At 58.6% G+C, this 13,510-nt stretch carries 14 protein-coding genes; 7 read left to right on the top strand and 7 right to left on the bottom strand.

Annotated elements, in window-relative coordinates; translation table 11 throughout:
- Positions 1–7 precede the first annotated feature (7 nt).
- The gene (locus ACOTXT_RS04295; RefSeq protein ID WP_055321935.1) at positions 8–571 is read right to left on the bottom strand and encodes a TetR/AcrR family transcriptional regulator; all 564 of its coding nucleotides are present in this window, start codon (positions 569–571) and stop codon (positions 8–10) included.
- Positions 572–652: 81 nt separating this feature from the next.
- On the opposite strand from ACOTXT_RS04295, the gene ACOTXT_RS04290 reads away from it, so the two are divergent.
- A complete protein-coding gene (locus tag ACOTXT_RS04290; protein WP_023326980.1) occupies positions 653–1,867 on the top strand; it encodes an MFS transporter in 1,215 nt (404 codons plus the stop codon).
- The gene (locus tag ACOTXT_RS04285; protein ID WP_021240941.1) at positions 1,857–2,669 is read left to right on the top strand and encodes a Cof-type HAD-IIB family hydrolase; all 813 of its coding nucleotides are present in this window, start codon (positions 1,857–1,859) and stop codon (positions 2,667–2,669) included. Before ACOTXT_RS04290 ends, ACOTXT_RS04285 begins: the two co-directional genes overlap by 11 nt.
- Before the next feature lie 58 nt (positions 2,670–2,727).
- Here the strand turns inward: ACOTXT_RS04285 and ACOTXT_RS04280 are convergent, their stop codons facing one another.
- On the bottom strand, positions 2,728–3,960 hold the full coding sequence (locus ACOTXT_RS04280; protein WP_021240942.1) for an MFS transporter: 1,233 nt from the start codon (positions 3,958–3,960) through the stop codon (positions 2,728–2,730).
- Positions 3,961–4,128: 168 nt separating this feature from the next.
- Here ACOTXT_RS04280 and ACOTXT_RS04275 point away from each other — a divergent pair, with 168 nt between their 5' ends.
- From ACOTXT_RS04275 to deoR, 3 genes are all read left to right on the top strand, one after another.
- The gene (locus ACOTXT_RS04275; protein WP_023326979.1) at positions 4,129–4,857 is read left to right on the top strand and encodes a phosphatase PAP2 family protein; all 729 of its coding nucleotides are present in this window, start codon (positions 4,129–4,131) and stop codon (positions 4,855–4,857) included.
- A 7-nt stretch (positions 4,858–4,864) separates the two neighbouring features.
- Positions 4,865–5,473 carry an undecaprenyl-diphosphate phosphatase gene (gene ybjG / locus ACOTXT_RS04270; RefSeq protein ID WP_021240944.1) on the top strand — a complete coding sequence of 203 codons (609 nt, stop codon included), beginning with the start codon at positions 4,865–4,867 and terminating at the stop codon, positions 5,471–5,473.
- 67 nt (positions 5,474–5,540) lie between these two features.
- The gene (gene deoR / locus ACOTXT_RS04265) at positions 5,541–6,299 is read left to right on the top strand and encodes a DNA-binding transcriptional repressor DeoR (RefSeq protein WP_023292922.1); all 759 of its coding nucleotides are present in this window, start codon (positions 5,541–5,543) and stop codon (positions 6,297–6,299) included.
- Between the two features lie 86 nt (positions 6,300–6,385).
- Here deoR and dacC read toward each other — a convergent pair whose 3' ends face one another.
- Complete coding sequence (dacC, locus tag ACOTXT_RS04260) at positions 6,386–7,591, bottom strand: serine-type D-Ala-D-Ala carboxypeptidase (RefSeq protein WP_008501207.1); 1,206 nt, start codon at positions 7,589–7,591, stop codon at positions 6,386–6,388.
- 241 nt (positions 7,592–7,832) lie between these two features.
- Here dacC and ACOTXT_RS04255 point away from each other — a divergent pair, with 241 nt between their 5' ends.
- Positions 7,833–8,459 (top strand): glutathione S-transferase family protein, encoded by a 627-nt coding sequence (locus tag ACOTXT_RS04255; protein WP_023326978.1) that lies wholly within the window; start codon positions 7,833–7,835, stop codon positions 8,457–8,459.
- On the opposite strand, the gene ACOTXT_RS04250 is transcribed toward ACOTXT_RS04255, so the two are convergent.
- Positions 8,460–9,578: a PQQ-dependent sugar dehydrogenase gene (locus tag ACOTXT_RS04250; protein ID WP_333163679.1), complete on the bottom strand. Its 1,119-nt coding sequence runs from the start codon at positions 9,576–9,578 to the stop codon at positions 8,460–8,462.
- Between the two features lie 106 nt (positions 9,579–9,684).
- Complete coding sequence (gene bssR, locus ACOTXT_RS04245) at positions 9,685–10,068, bottom strand: biofilm formation regulator BssR (RefSeq protein WP_021240947.1); 384 nt, start codon at positions 10,066–10,068, stop codon at positions 9,685–9,687.
- Positions 10,069–10,284: 216 nt separating this feature from the next.
- On the opposite strand from bssR, the gene rimO reads away from it, so the two are divergent.
- Positions 10,285–11,610, top strand: a complete 1,326-nt coding sequence (rimO, locus tag ACOTXT_RS04240) for a 30S ribosomal protein S12 methylthiotransferase RimO (RefSeq protein WP_023335043.1) — start codon at positions 10,285–10,287, stop codon at positions 11,608–11,610.
- A gap of 63 nt (positions 11,611–11,673) precedes the next feature.
- Here the strand turns inward: rimO and gsiD are convergent, their stop codons facing one another.
- Positions 11,674–12,585, bottom strand: a complete 912-nt coding sequence (gene gsiD, locus ACOTXT_RS04235) for a glutathione ABC transporter permease GsiD (protein ID WP_021240948.1) — start codon at positions 12,583–12,585, stop codon at positions 11,674–11,676.
- A gap of 1 nt (position 12,586) precedes the next feature.
- Positions 12,587–13,507, bottom strand: a complete 921-nt coding sequence (gene gsiC, locus ACOTXT_RS04230) for a glutathione ABC transporter permease GsiC (protein WP_055322463.1) — start codon at positions 13,505–13,507, stop codon at positions 12,587–12,589.
- Positions 13,508–13,510: the final 3 nt, after the last annotated feature.

Raw genomic sequence — 13,510 nt, 5'->3', positions numbered from 1 at the left:
ATATGAACTAATTTTCTTTATTTAACGGTGTAATGCCCGCAATCCTCCCCACCATCGCCCGAATCTCCTCCCGGCTTAACGGCGCCCGGTCGGTGACATAGTGCAGCGTCATCCCTTCAATAAACGCGTCCAGCGCGCGGGTGGTGACCGGGTCGAACCACTGCTCCAGCGTGGTCTGGCTCATCTTCATCCAGTCCTGCATCACCGTTTTAAGCGCCGCGCTGCGGTGCATAAAGGCGTAAAGCTGATACATCAGCGCCATGTTGTGGGGCGTTGTCACCTGCGAGCTGTGGATCAGGGTGGTGATGGATTCGCACGCCATTTCCGGCCCGGTGACGCCGGCAAAGAAATCCCGGTACTGCTGCGACATCTGGCGGGTAAACCACGTGAAGGCCTCCTCCAGCAGCGGCTCCATGCCGTCGAAATAGTAGGTCATCGACCCCAGCGGCACGCCCGCGCAGGTGGCGATTTTACGGTGCGTGACGGCATGAATGCCGTACTCGGCGATAGTGTCGAGCGTCGCCTGCAGGATCTTCTCCCGGCGATGCGGATCGTTGGGTGGTCTGCTCATCAATTCCTCACCTGGTTTGTGTACAAATGTACACAAACTTGCTAGTGTTGTCGCTATTGTTGTACTTCTGGTGCTATCCCGATGACGCTGACCTCTCCCCGCAAAGCCCTGCAGCTCCGCCTGTGGGCGCTGTTTATGTTCTTCTTCATTCCCGGTCTGCTGATGGCCTCCTGGGCCACGCGCACGCCCGCCATTCGCGATATTTTGTCCGTCTCTACCGCGGAAATGGGCATCGTGCTGTTCGGCCTGTCGATAGGCTCCATGAGCGGCATTCTCTGCTCCGCGTGGCTGGTAAAGCGCTTCGGTACGCGAGCGGTGATCCGCACCACCATGTGCTTCGCGGTGTTCGGGATGATGGTGCTGAGCGCGGCGCTGTGGTTTGCCTCACCGGTGCTGTTTGCCCTCGGGCTGACGGTATTTGGCGGCAGCTTTGGTTCGGCGGAAGTGGCGATAAATGTGGAAGGGGCAGCGGTCGAACGCGAGATGAACAAAACCGTGCTGCCAATGATGCACGGCTTCTATAGCCTCGGCACGCTGGCCGGTGCGGGCGTGGGGATGGCGCTGACGGCCACTGGCGTGAGCGCGAATCTGCATATTCTGCTGGCGGCGCTGGTGTGCATCATTCCCATTCTGACCGGCATCCGGGCCATCCCGGACGGCACCGGTAAAAACTCCGCGGACGAACAGCACTCAGCCGAAAAAGGGCTGCCCTTCTACCGCGATTTCCAGCTGATGCTGATCGGCGTGGTGGTGCTGGCGATGGCGTTCGCGGAGGGGTCCGCCAATGACTGGCTGCCCCTGCTGATGGTGGACGGTCACGGCTTTAGCCCGACCTCCGGCTCGCTGATTTACGCCGGGTTTACGCTGGGGATGACCGTCGGGCGCTTCACCGGCGGCTGGTTTATCGACCGCTACAGCCGCGTGGCGGTAGTGCGCGCCAGCGCCCTGCTCGGCGGGCTGGGTATCGCGATGATCATTTTTGTGGATGTGGACTGGATTGCCGGCGTCTCGGTGATCCTCTGGGGGCTGGGCGCGTCCCTCGGCTTCCCGCTGACCATCTCTGCCGCCAGCGATACCGGCCCGGATGCCCCGACGCGCGTCAGCGTGGTGGCAACCACGGGCTATCTCGCCTTCCTGGTCGGGCCGCCGCTGCTCGGCTTCCTCGGGGAGCACTACGGGCTGCGCAGCGCCATGCTGGTGGTGTTAGGGTTGGTCATCATCGCGGCGCTGGTGGCGCGCGCGGTGGCAAAGCCGGAAACGAATCAAACGACACTGGAGAAGGGATATGAGCGTTAAACTGATCGCCGTCGACATGGATGGCACATTCCTGAGCGATGCCAAGACCTACAATCGCCCGCGCTTTCTGGCGCAGTACGCGCGCATGAAGGCGCAAGGCATTCGTTTCGTGGTCGCCAGCGGCAACCAGTACTACCAGCTCATCTCCTTTTTCCCGGAGATTGCGCATGAAATTTCATTCGTCGCCGAAAACGGCGGCTGGGTCGTGAGTGAGGGTGAAGACGTCTTTAACGGTGAACTGTCGAAAGCCCATTTCGAGACCGTCGCGAGCGTCTTAAACGACGTGCCAGGCATTGAGATTATCGCCTGCGGGAAGAGCAGCGCCTATACGCTGAAGTGCTATGACGAGGGCTTTAAGGCCATCGCGGCGAAGTACTATCACCGTCTGGAAATGGTCAGCGATTTCGACAACCTGAACGATATTTTCTTCAAGTTCGGACTCAACGTGTCCGATGATGAAATTCCACGTATTCAGGCGCTGCTGCATGAAAAGCTCAGCGACATCATGGTGCCCGTCACCACCGGTCACGGCAGTATCGACCTGATTATCCCCGGCGTGCATAAGGCCAACGGCCTGCGGATCCTGCAACAGCGCTGGGGCATAGAGAACAGCGACGTGGTGGCCTTCGGCGACAGCGGCAACGACGTGGAGATGCTGCGCCAGTCCGGGTTCAGCTTTGCGATGGCAAATGCCAGACCGCATATCAAAGCGGCAGCGCGTTTTGAAGCGCCGCACAATAACGAGGAAGGCGTGCTGGATGTGATTGAGAAGGTGTTGAACGGGGAGGCACCGTTTAATTGACCGCGTGCAGTCTGGTGCCCTCACCCTAGCCCTCTCCCACAGGGAGAGGGTATAAGAATTAAGGTTGCAGAGCGTTTCCGACGCGCTTGTCTTTCAGGAATACCACCATCAGGCCAACCCACAGCACGCCATTGGCGAGGTTAAACAGGCTGAACAGCCCGTTACCGCCCATCGCGTAGGCATGCTTGCTCACCTCGATACCGACGGTAAAAATCAGCATCTGTAGCATCCCCATCGCCGCGGAGACCGTGCCCTTACTCATCTCGCTGGCAAACAGCGTCAGGCGCACCAGCCCGGCGTTCGCCACGCCAATCCCGAAGGCGTAGATACTCAGCCCCGCCGTCATCCACAAATAAGCGTGAGATGACGCGACGGTTGCCACCGCCGCCAGAATCAGCCCTGCCGCAATCGGCCAGCCGCCCATGATAATCAGCGAGCGCACGGTGCGGCGTGACGTCAGACGCGCCAGCACCAGGTTACCGATAATCAGCGCGCCAAAGATCGGCACCTGCAGCAGGCCGTACTCGTAGCTGCTGAGCTTTTCACCGCTGATGATAATGACCGGAGACTGGGCAATCCACGCCAGCAGCGGCAGGCTAACAAACCCGGTCGCCAGCGCGCCCGCTACAAAGCGGCCGTTTTTCAGCACCTCTTTGTAATCCCGACCCAGCTCTTTCAGCGAGAGTTTCTCGCCGATGCGGGTGGCGGTTTCCGGCATCGCACGGTGCAGGCCAAAGAACGCGATGGCGGCGAGAACGGCAAACAGCACAAACATCCCTTCCCAGGGGGCCATATGCACCCATGCGGCGCCCACCAGCGGCCCGAGCAAGGGAGCGATCAGCGCCACGTTCGCCATCAGCGCGGTGATTTTGATACACACCGCCTCTTCAAACGACTCCTGAATGGCCGCATACCCCACGGCGCCGATAAAGCACAGGCTCACCCCCTGCAGGAAACGCAGCAGAGTAAATTGTTCAATATTTTGCGCCAGCAGCGTGGCAAGGCAGGTGACGATGAACCACACCACGCCCGTCAGCATCACCGGGCGACGGCCAATACGATCCGACAGCGGGCCTAACAGCCACTGCAAAAACATGCCGCCGGCCAGATAGGCGGTCATGGAGGTCGGTACCCACTCAATTCCGGCGTTGTACTGCGCCACCACGGCCAGCATACCGGGCTGGATCATATCGTTGCCGATATAGGTAGAAAATTCGTAGAGCACCAGACACAGGGGGAAAAGCAACGCCTGACGACCCAGACGTGAACCTGAAGAAGAACGGTTTAACATGCAATCTCTTTATAATGACAAAATCGCGACGAGTGTAATGAAATGCCGCAGCCCGAGATAGTGATTTATCGAGGATAAACAGAAATAAAGCACATATCGTCTTCGTTTAAGGTTTCCTTAATTTGACAGATTTATGATAGCCCCATTACTCGTCAACGACCCCAAATTATGTCACTCACCTCCAGCCGTTCAGAATTGTCTAAGTTACAGACAAATAAGACAAAACGCCTTTACCGCTTGCCGGCCCGCTTTTATGGTTATCAGCTTTTCATACTGATAGTCCTTGCCGTGGTGTTTACGTGGCTATCGCGCAATGAAGCGCTCGACAGATGGATCACCGGCTTCTGGTATGACGCGGCGACGCAGAGCTTCCCGCTGCAGAAAGACCACCTGCTGGATCTGCTCAACCATCGTCTGGCGAAGTACATTGCCATCGCTTTAGGCGCCGTGGCGCTGTTTTACGGCGCGTACAAGCGTAACGCGAGGCTGGTTACGGCGGCGCTGCTGATGGGGCTTGGCGCGCTGGTCGTGGGCGTGCTGAAAAGCATGAGCCATCACAGCTGCCCGTGGGACCTGGTGGAATATGGCGGTAAGGCGATGTCCTATCCCCTGTTCAGCGCCGTCCCGGCGGACAGCGGCCCGGGGCGCTGCTTCCCCGGCGGCCATTCTTCCAGCGGCTTTATGGTGATGGGACTGTTTTTTGCCTTCTGGCGCGAGCGGCCGCGTCTGGCCTGGAGCTTTGTCGTTCTCGGCATTTTGCTGGGTCTGGCGATGGGCTTCGGTCAGGTCATGCGCGGAGCGCATTTTTTCTCTCACAACCTGTGGGCCGGGTGGTGGGTCTGGTTTTCCCAGGTGGCAGTCTACGGGCTGGTTTCCACCCGGTTTGCTAAAGAGTGATAACGCTATGCTAGAGAATCTGAATTATCAGCTGTTTTATCTGATCAACGCCACCCCGGCCTCGCCCGAGTGGATGATCGACTTCGCCACCTTTCTGGCAAAAGATCTGATCAGTATCGTGCCCGCGCTGGCAGCCATCCTCTGGCTGTGGGGACCGCGTAGCCAGGTGAAAGCGCAGCGCAAGCTTGTAATCAAAGTGGCGATGGCTCTCGGCGTAAGCGTCCTGGCAAGTTACATTCTGGGCCATGCGTTCCCGCACGATCGTCCGTTTGTCGATCACGTCGGCTATACCTTCCTGCACCATGCGCCGGATGACTCTTTCCCGAGCGATCACGGTACGGTGATCTTCACCTTCGCACTGGCCTTCCTGTTCTGGCATCGCCTGTGGTCGGGTGCGGTGCTGATGGTGGTCGCTGTGGCCATCGCCTGGTCTCGCGTGTATCTGGGCGTCCACTGGCCGCTGGATATGGTTGGCGGCTTCCTGGTGGGGCTGATTGGCTGCGTGAGCGCGGCTATCCTGTGGAGCCTCATTGGGGAAGCGCTCTACCGTGCGCTTTCTTCACTCTATCGCGCCATTTTCGCCATCCCGATCCGCAAAGGCTGGATACGTGACTAACCCCGACCTGACAGGTTACACTTGAACCCCCGCCCTGCGGGGGTTCATTTTTTTATGCCGAGGAACTATGGAAACACGTCGCGATGACCGCATTGCTCAGCTGCTACAGGCGCTGAAGCGCAGCGATAAGCTGCATCTTAAGGAAGCCGCCAACCTCCTCGGCGTCTCGGAGATGACCATTCGTCGGGATCTGAACAGCGAGAGCGCGCCCGTCGTGCTGCTGGGCGGATACATTGTGCTTGAGCCGCGTAGCGCCAGCCATTATCTGATCAGCGACCAGAAGACGCGCCTGGTGGAAGAGAAACGCAAAGCCGCGCGGCTTGCGGCTTCCCTGGTACAGCCGCACCAGACGCTGTTTTTTGACTGCGGTACCACCACGCCGTGGATTATCGAAGCCATCGACAGCAGCATTCCGTTTACCGCCGTCTGTTATTCCCTGAACACCTTTCTGGCGCTTCAGGAGAAACCCGAGTGCCGGGTGATCCTCTGCGGCGGTGAGTTTCACGCCAGCAACGCGATCTTTAAGCCGCTCAACCTGCAGGACACGCTCAGCAATCTCTGCCCGGACATCGCGTTTTATTCCGCCGCAGGCGTCAATGTGCGTCAGGGGGCAACCTGCTTTAACCTGGAAGAATTACCGGTCAAGCACTGGGCGTTAAGCGCCGCGCAGTACCATGTGCTGGTGGTCGATCACAGTAAGTTTGGTAAGGTGCGTCCGGCAAGAATGGGCGAGCTGGCGCAGTTCGATGCCATCGTCAGCGATTGCCGCCCGGACGACGAGATTGTGGCCCACGCGAAAGCGCAGCAGGTGAAGTTGATGTATTGAGGTTATGCCGGGTGGCGGCTTCGCCTTACCCGGCCTACAACGGCTCGAACGTAGGCCGGGTAAGCGCAGCGCCACCCGGCAAAAACTTAGCTAAACCAGCTGCCGAACCACCCGTGGAATTTCATCATCACGAAATCCCACATCCGGCTGAAGAAGCCGCCCTCTTCCACCGCTTCCATCACAATCAGCGGACGCTGTTCAATCGACTTACCGTTAAGCTGGAAATCAATCGTCCCAACCACCTGGCCTTTTTTCAGCGGGGCGGTGAGCTGCGGGTCGGTCAGAGTGTAGCTGGCCTTCAGGTTTTTCAGCTGGCCGCGCGGAATGGTTACCGAGCCCGCCTCACCCGCGCCCAGGTTCACCTCGCTCTTGTCACCAAACCAGACGCGCTGGCTGACGAACGTGGCATCCGGTTTAATCGGCGTCACGGTTTCGTAAAAGCGGAAGCCCCAGGTCAGCAGTTTTTCTGATTCGTTAAAGCGAATGCGGTCGGTTTTGGTGCCCAGCACTACCGAAATCAGGCGCATGTCGCCCTGGGTCGCGGAGGCCACCAGGTTATAGCCTGCACCCGCCGTGGTGCCGGTTTTCATCCCGTCCACGTTGACGTTGCTGCTCCACAGCAGGCGGTTGCGGTTCGGCTGGCGAATTTTGTTGAAGGTAAACTCTTTCTCTTTGTGGATGGCGTATTCATCCGGCACGTCGTGGATCAGCGCTTTCCCCAGCAGCGCCATGTCGCGCGCGGTGCTGAACTGGCCCGGCGCATCCAGGCCGTGAACCGTTTTGAACGTGGTGTTGGTTAAGCCCAGCTTCTGCGCGTAACCATTCATCAAGCCAATGAAAGAATCCTGGCTGCCTGCAACGTAGTCGGCCAGCGCGATGCACGCATCATTTCCCGACTGAATAATCACCCCTTTATTCAGATCGGAAACGGAGACCTGATCCCCTGGCTTCAGGAACATCACGGAAGATCCGCGCAGGGCCGGGTTGCCGGTCGCCCAGGCGTCTTTCCCGATGGTCACCATATCGTCCAGCTTGATCTTGCCCGCTTTCAGCGCCTGGCCTACCACATAGCTGGTCATGATTTTGGTCAGGCTTGCCGGATCGAGTTTCTCATCCGCATTCCCTTCCGCCAGCACTTTACCGCTGGCGTAGTCCATCAGGATCCAGGCGCGCGCATCCACAGGCGGCGCTTCGGGCGCAGCCTGTTCAGCTGCGTAGAGCGTTGGTGCAAACAGGAAAAGAAGCGCAGAGCCTGCCGCCAGGCTGCGCAGAGAAGTCATTTTACGCGTCATAAATGCCACCCGAGTGTCCATTCAAAAATTACGTCACATCACCGTGTCGCAAGAAGCGATGAGTAATAGCGCACTAAAACCGTTAAAGAAACCCAACGAGGGTAAAGTTATTAAAGTTTATGCAATAACATTCAGATACGCTTTGATTAAGGCGATTTTTTTGTCTTCTGTTGCGTAATTGTTAGGTTTATCTCACCATGGCGAAAAGCTGATTCGGATTCACATCTCATCGGGAGTAAATATGATTACGCTGTGGGGCAGGAATAATTCGACCAACGTTAAGAAAGTGCTCTGGACGCTGGAAGAGCTGGATTTACCGTTCAATCAAATCATGGCAGGCATGGCGTTCGGCGTGAACAAGGAGGCCGACTATCTGGCCATGAACCCGAATGGCCTGGTGCCGCTGCTGCGCGATGATGAAACGGACGCGACGCTTTGGGAGTCCAACACGATTGTGCGTTACCTCGCCGCCCAGTACGGTCAGGGCCGCCTGTGGGTAGAAAACCCGGCCCGCCGCGCCCAGGGCGAAAAGTGGATGGACTGGGCGAACCAGACGCTGTCCCCGACACACCGCGTGATCCTGATGGGGCTTATCCGCACGCCGGAAGCGGAACGCGATTATCCCGCGATTCACGCCGCGCAGGATGCCTGCGAAAATCTGTTTGCGATGATGGATGACGAGCTGGCGAAGCACGCCTGGTTCTCCGGCGAGGCGTTCGGCACAGGCGATATCGCCGTGGCGCCATTCGTCTGGAACCTCACCAACATGGGCCTGAAGTGGACGCCGCGCCCGCACCTGGAGCGCTGGCTTAAACAGCTGAGCGATCGCCCGGCGTACCGTAACGTCGTGATGATCCCGGTCACCTGATTACGCGCCGGACGGGCTGACTTTCAACAGCTGCCCGTCCGTCTCGTCGGTCAGGACATACAGATACCCATCCGGCCCCACCCGCACGTCGCGAATACGCTGATCCCGGTCACCCAGAATGCGCCCGTCCTCTGTCACCTTGTTACCCTCCACGCTCAGCACGATCACGTCCTTCTCCTTCAGCGCGCCGATAAACAGCTTGTTTTTCCACTGCGGGAAGACGTCGCTGTTGTAGAACGCCATGCCGCTTACCGCGGGTGAGACTTTCCAGACGAACAGCGGCTTCTCGGTGCCCTCAACGTGCTCGCCTTTGGCTTCCGGGATTTTCAGACCGCTGTAGTTAATGCCGTGCGTTGCCAGCGGCCAGCCGTAGTTCTTACCCTTCTCCGGGATATTGATCTCATCCCCGCCGCGCGGGCCGTGCTCGTTCAGCCACAGCGTGTCGCTCCAGGGGTTCATCGCCATCCCCTGCGGGTTGCGGATGCCGTAAGACCAGATTTCAGGTCGCGCACCGGGGGTATTCACAAAGGGGTTATCCGGCGGGACTTTTCCGTCTTCGGTGAGGCGCACCACTTTGCCCTGCAATTTATCCAGATCCTGCGCCGTGGGACGCTGGTTATTCTCGCCGAGTCCGATAAAGAGGGAGCCTTTGCCGTCGAACACCAGCCGTCCGCCGAAATGGTTACCGGTTGAGAGTTTCGGCATCTGGCGGAACGCCACCTGGAATCCCTCGATGCGGGAATAGTCGTCGCTCAGGCGGCCAAAGCCTACCACCGTTCCGGCTTTGCCGTCATGCCCGGCCTCGGCGTAGCTCAGCCAGACGCGGCGCGACGTTTCAAAATCCGGCGCCAGCACCACATCCAACAATCCTCCCTGCCCGTTTGCCCAGACCTTCGGTACGCCGACAATCGGATCGGAGAGCCCTTTTCCGGCCTGCCAGCGTTTGAGCTGACCGCCCTTCAGGGTCACCAGCAGCCCGTTATTATCCGGCAGGAACGCCAGGGACCAGGGGTGATCGAGTCTGTTTTGCAGCACCTCGACCTTCACCGCCTCTGGCGCAGCAAGAAGTGAAAACGGAATGAATAACGCAGGCAGGAAAATCAGCGAGGATCGAGGCATAACGCACTCCTTTATCGGCATATGGCTTAAAGATTAGCCACTGCGTCCGGGCGCGTTACCACTTTTACAAAAGCTTAAGCAGAAGGGGGAGTTGCCTCCCCCGGGATCAGTGCTGTTCAAGCTGTTTGTGCTCGTTCAGGCACATGATGCATAGAGAGAGCGTTGTCAGGCAGTTTTCAAGCTTCTCCGCGTTTACGGCGATAAAATTCGGGCAGTCGTGGCGTCCGTTCATCAGACACACCCCTGCAATGGAGAGCACCTCGGCGGCGCGGCGCAGCGCGACTTCTTCACTTTCGCCGTAGTTCGCCTGCAGGGCCGGTGCTTTTTCACGCATGAAATTGCAAAGTTCAAACAGGTTATCACGCAGATGTTCGCTTTCGCTGACTGACATATACCCTTTTGCCTTCCTCAACTGCAGGTACGCGGCCAGGTCGATTCGGGCGTTGATCAGCTTGTTCAGCAGATCGCGTTTTAGTCTGTCAACGGTCATGCTCTTTCCTCCTCTGTCAGCCATTGTGCATAGTCAGGATAAGTACATTTTTTGTACAGTTTAATGCCTGGGATCAATTTTTATTAACTGATTAACATTATTTACAATGTTACAACCTCTGCCCGGCGCATCCGCCTTGCAAAGAGTGTATAAATCCCCCGCGATACGCTGTAAAATCCCGCCCTGATAACTCCATAATTGATGAATTTTTAACCTATGAGCAATGTTACGCACCAGCCGAAAATCGGCTTCGTCTCCCTGGGCTGCCCGAAAAACCTGGTGGATTCAGAACGCATCCTGACCGAACTGCGCACCGAGGGCTATGACGTGGTGCCAAGCTACGACAACGCCGATATGGTGATCGTTAACACCTGCGGGTTTATCGACAGCGCGGTCCAGGAGTCACTGGAAGCCATCGGTGAAGCGCTGACCGAAAACGGCAAAGTGATCGTGACCGGCTGTCTGGGCGCGAAAGAAGACCAGATCCGCGAAGTGCACCCGAAGGTGCTGGAGATTACCGGCCCGCACAGCTACGAGCAGGTGCTGCAACATGTTCATCACTACGTGCCAAAACCCAAGCACAACCCGTTCCTGAGCCTGGTGCCGGAACAGGGCGTGAAGCTGACGCCGCGTCACTACGCGTACCTGAAAATTTCCGAAGGCTGCAACCACCGCTGCACCTTCTGCATCATCCCGTCCATGCGTGGCGATCTGGTGAGCCGTCCAATCGGCGAAGTGCTGGCGGAAGCCAAACGTCTGGCCGATGCAGGCGTGAAGGAACTGCTGGTCATCTCCCAGGACACCTCAGCTTACGGCGTGGACGTTAAGCACCGCTCCGGTTTCCACAACGGCGAGCCGGTGAAAACCAGCATGGTCGGCCTGTGCGAGCAGCTGTCCAAACTCGGTATCTGGACGCGTCTGCACTACGTTTACCCTTACCCGCACGTTGACGACGTGATCCCACTGATGGCGGAAGGCAAGATTCTGCCGTACCTGGACATCCCGCTGCAGCACGCGAGCCCGCGTATCCTGAAGCTGATGAAGCGCCCGGGCTCCGTTGACCGCCAGCTGGCGCGCATCAAACAGTGGCGTGAGATCTGCCCGGATCTGACCCTGCGCTCCACCTTCATCGTCGGCTTCCCGGGTGAAACCGAAGAAGATTTCCAGATGCTGCTCGACTTCCTGAAAGAAGCGCGTCTGGACCGCGTAGGCTGCTTCAAGTACAGCCCGGTGGAAGGCGCAACCGCCAACGAGCTGGCGGACCAGGTGCCGGAAGAGGTGAAAGAGGAGCGCTGGAACCGCTTCATGCAGCTTCAGCAGCAGATTTCTGCCGAGCGTCTGCAGGAAAAAGTGGGCCGCGAGATCATGGTTATCATCGACGAGGTGGACGAAGAAGGCGCGATTGGCCGCAGCATGGCGGACGCCCCTGAAATCGACGGTGCGGTGTACCTGAATGGCGAAACCAGCGTTAAGCCGGGTGATATTATTCGCGTGAAGGTTGAAAACGCGGATGAGTATGACCTGTGGGGTAGCCGGGTTTAATCTCCCCACTCCGCTTTTGTAGGCCGGGTAAGGCGTAGCCGCCACCCGGCACATTTCACTGCACTACCCCTTTATCCTCGGATCCAGCGCGTCGCGCAGCCCATCCCCCAGCAGGTTAAACGCCAGCACGGTCAGGAAAATCGCCAGACTCGGGAAGATCGCCACGTGCGGCGCAATCACCATATCGGCCCTCGCCTCGTTCAGCATCGCGCCCCACTCCGGCGTCGGAGGCTGTGCCCCTAGCCCCAGAAACGACAGGCTGGCCGCCGAGATAATCGACACGCCGATACGCATGGTGAAATAGACCACGATGGACGACACCGTCCCCGGCAGAATATGGCTGAAGAGAATGGTGGCGTCGCTGGCCCCCATACTGCGGGCCGACTCGATAAAGGTCTGCTGTTTCAGCACCAGCGTGTTGCCTCGCACCAGGCGCGCAAAGGCCGGAATCGAAAACACCGCGACCGCAATGATGACGTTGGCCATGCCGCTGCCCATGATCGCCACCACGGCAATCGCCAGCAGAATGCCGGGGAAGGCAAACAGCACGTCGCAGATACGCATGATGATGCGGTCCCACCAGCCTTCGTAATAGCCGGCGACCAGCCCCAGCACGATCCCAATGGCCGCGCCGATCAGCACCGCAAACACCCCGGCGGCGAGCGAAATCTGCGCCCCCACCAGCACCCGGCTAAAGATATCCCGCCCGAGAGAGTCCACGCCGAACCAGTGGAGCATTGAGGGCCCGTCGTTCAGGCGGTCGTAGTCAAAATAGTTTTCCGCATCAAACGGCGCCACCCACGGCGCCACGATCGCCACCACGATCAGCAGCAGCACGAACAGCCCCGCGGTCATCGCGACCGGCTGACGGCGAAAGCGCCGCCAGAATTCAGACCACGGGGTGCGGATGTGGTCCGGTTTTAGCCCCGGCATGGCGTTTAATACGGCCTGACGCCGCCAGTTCAACAATCGCATCTTACTTATACCTGATGGCCGGGTTAATGGCGGCGTAGAGCACGTCCACCACGAGGTTGATAAGAATAAACTCCAGCGAGAAAAGCAGGACTTCCGCCTGAATCACCGGGTAGTCGCGCATCTCGACGGAATCGACCAGCAGACGTCCCAGCCCGGGCCAGTTGAAGACCTTTTCCACCACGATAGAGCCGCCCAGCAGGAAGCCAAACTGCAGCCCCATCATCGTCACGACCGGGATCATCGCATTGCGGAACCCGTGCTTGAGAATGACCCACTTCTCGCTGACCCCTTTCGCCCGCGCGGTGCGAATATAATCTTCGCTCAGCACGTCAACGAACGAGGCGCGGGTAAAGCGGGCCATCACCGCCGACACGGCAGCCCCCAGCGTCATCGAGGGCAGAATGTAATGCTTCCAGGTATCGGCCCCGACGGTGGGCAGCCAGCCCAGCTCAACGGAGAAGATCTGCATCAGCAGCATCCCCAGCGCGAACGCCGGGAAGGAGATGCCGGTCACCGCCAGCGCCATGCCGAGCTTGTCCGGCCAGCGGTTGCGCCAGACGGCCGCCACAATCCCGGCGCCAAGTCCGAACACCACCGCCCAGGTCATGCTGGCTATCGTTAACCAGAACGTGGGCATAAAGCGGCTGGCGATCTCCTCCGACACCGGACGACGCGACACCATCGAGATACCAAAATCGCCCTGCAGAACGTTGCCAATATAGTGCAGAAACTGCATATACAGCGGCTGGTCAAGACCCAGCTGTTTACGCACCAGCTCAATGACCGTGGCATCCGCTTCGGGCCCGGCAACCAGACGCGCCGGATCGCCCGGCAGCAAGTGGACAAACAAAAACACCAGTACCGCCACAATCAGCAGCGTCGGGATAAGCCCCAGCAGGCGTTTGCAAACATAGTTCAGCATGGG

The sequence above is a fragment of the Enterobacter cloacae complex sp. IR5422 genome (assembly GCF_049238165.1).
Taxonomy (GTDB): domain Bacteria; phylum Pseudomonadota; class Gammaproteobacteria; order Enterobacterales; family Enterobacteriaceae; genus Enterobacter; species Enterobacter roggenkampii.
The sequence above is the reverse complement of the archived record's forward strand: the minus strand, read 5'-3'. Positions and strand labels throughout refer to the sequence as shown.

What these genes read in the sequence shown, in the direction of transcription:
- ACOTXT_RS04295 (WP_055321935.1), bottom strand. Translation starts at nt 571, where the DNA reads ATGAGCAGACCACCCAACGATCCGCATCGCCGGGAGAAGATCCTGCAG.
- ACOTXT_RS04290 (WP_023326980.1), top strand. Translation starts at nt 653, where the DNA reads ATGACGCTGACCTCTCCCCGCAAAGCCCTGCAGCTCCGCCTGTGGGCG.
- ACOTXT_RS04285 (WP_021240941.1), top strand. Translation starts at nt 1,857, where the DNA reads ATGAGCGTTAAACTGATCGCCGTCGACATGGATGGCACATTCCTGAGC.
- ACOTXT_RS04280 (WP_021240942.1), bottom strand. Translation starts at nt 3,960, where the DNA reads ATGTTAAACCGTTCTTCTTCAGGTTCACGTCTGGGTCGTCAGGCGTTG.
- ACOTXT_RS04275 (WP_023326979.1), top strand. Translation starts at nt 4,129, where the DNA reads ATGTCACTCACCTCCAGCCGTTCAGAATTGTCTAAGTTACAGACAAAT.
- ybjG (WP_021240944.1), top strand. Translation starts at nt 4,865, where the DNA reads ATGCTAGAGAATCTGAATTATCAGCTGTTTTATCTGATCAACGCCACC.
- deoR (WP_023292922.1), top strand. Translation starts at nt 5,541, where the DNA reads ATGGAAACACGTCGCGATGACCGCATTGCTCAGCTGCTACAGGCGCTG.
- dacC (WP_008501207.1), bottom strand. Translation starts at nt 7,591, where the DNA reads ATGACGCGTAAAATGACTTCTCTGCGCAGCCTGGCGGCAGGCTCTGCG.
- ACOTXT_RS04255 (WP_023326978.1), top strand. Translation starts at nt 7,833, where the DNA reads ATGATTACGCTGTGGGGCAGGAATAATTCGACCAACGTTAAGAAAGTG.
- ACOTXT_RS04250 (WP_333163679.1), bottom strand. Translation starts at nt 9,578, where the DNA reads ATGCCTCGATCCTCGCTGATTTTCCTGCCTGCGTTATTCATTCCGTTT.
- bssR (WP_021240947.1), bottom strand. Translation starts at nt 10,068, where the DNA reads ATGACCGTTGACAGACTAAAACGCGATCTGCTGAACAAGCTGATCAAC.
- rimO (WP_023335043.1), top strand. Translation starts at nt 10,285, where the DNA reads ATGAGCAATGTTACGCACCAGCCGAAAATCGGCTTCGTCTCCCTGGGC.
- gsiD (WP_021240948.1), bottom strand. Translation starts at nt 12,585, where the DNA reads ATGCGATTGTTGAACTGGCGGCGTCAGGCCGTATTAAACGCCATGCCG.
- gsiC (WP_055322463.1), bottom strand. Translation starts at nt 13,507, where the DNA reads ATGCTGAACTATGTTTGCAAACGCCTGCTGGGGCTTATCCCGACGCTG.